Below are 1,217 nucleotides of genomic sequence, written 5' to 3'. Positions count from 1 at the left end.
CACCCCGAGACGCAGTGAGGTCAGCCGCGGGCGCCTGGAAACCGTGACCATGTCAGCCCCTCACTTCCGGTTCCCGACAACCGAGGTGCTTTTATCGTGGGCGGCCTCGCCCGGGGCCGGGTAGGCGTTGCGGTGCGTGGTCGGATCCTGGATCGGCACAATGCCGGACACCGTCTCGGTGCCGACGATCGGGTAGATCCGCAGCCAGTGCCCCGCGGCGTCCCCGTCGGAGAGCGCATTGGCCATGTAGGAGAAGAACAGCGATACCTCGGGCGCGTACGGCGCGAGCACGCCCAGCGGCTCTCTGACGCTGTGCACGGCTTGGACCAGCCGCGGAGCCAGCGGTTTCGCATCGCTCATGACCTTCGTCAGGTCGGTCACCGCGGGATCGGTCTGCCCCGCGACACCGGGGACCTTGTCCAGCGGCGGCACGCCCTCGCGCAGCACACCCCGGACGTCGTCGGTGGCGTCGCCGAGCGCGACGGCACCCGGTTGGAGCCCGGTCATGGCCTGGCCGGTCTGGGCCAGCGGCGCGCGCAGCTGGTCGAGCGCGGCGCGGGCGTCGACCAACGTCTGCGGAGCCTTGTCCAGCGTGTTGCCAAGCGGCGTGGCATCGTCCACGTCGAGCGCTCGCAGAGTCCTATCGACACGGTCGGTCAGCTCGGCCAGTTGCTGCTGATGTCCCTCGAACGACTGGGCCAGGCTGTTCGCGGCCCGCAGCATCGTGATGAGGTCCGCGCCGTTGTCCGTGTACAGCGCCTGCGAGATCGTGGCGAGATCGGGCAGTAGCTGCGGCAGAGCGCCGGCCACATCCTTGAAGTCCTGGGAGTGGCCGCCCAGCCCGCCGCCGGCCTGTCGCAGCGTCGACCCCAGGGCGTCGCGCGTGGGCTGGTCGAGCACCCGCAGCACGTCGGAGAGTTCCTGCGCGTCCCCGGTCTTCGAGGACGGGATGATTTCGTCACGGCCGAGCTCCCCGCTGCCCGGCGTGCCCGGCCGGACATCCACGTACTTCTGGCCCAGGGCGGAACGCGCGGCCACGGTGGCGGTCAGCGCCGAGGCGTCGTGGTATATCTTGCGGCCTTTGTCGAACCTCATCGTGACCACCGGCTTGCCGGCGATGAGACGGACGTCCTTGACCTGCCCGACGCGGACGCCCGCGATGCGGACGTCGTCGCCGGCGCGCAGCGCGCCGACGTCGTCGAAGGCCGCCTTCACGG

1 protein-coding gene is annotated in these 1,217 nt (G+C 70.5%); it reads right to left on the bottom strand.

Features of this window, described 5'->3' with window-relative positions:
• Positions 1–60: 60 nt before the first annotated feature.
• Positions 61–1,217: MlaD family protein (locus DD1DGNOD_RS11990; RefSeq protein ID WP_131770129.1), on the bottom strand; the 1,157-nt coding region annotated here is incomplete at its 5' end.

The sequence above is a fragment of the Candidatus Protofrankia californiensis genome, assembly GCF_900634765.1.
GTDB lineage: Bacteria > Actinomycetota > Actinomycetes > Frankiales > Frankiaceae > Protofrankia > Protofrankia californiensis.
This window is presented reverse-complemented; position numbering and strand designations above follow the sequence as displayed.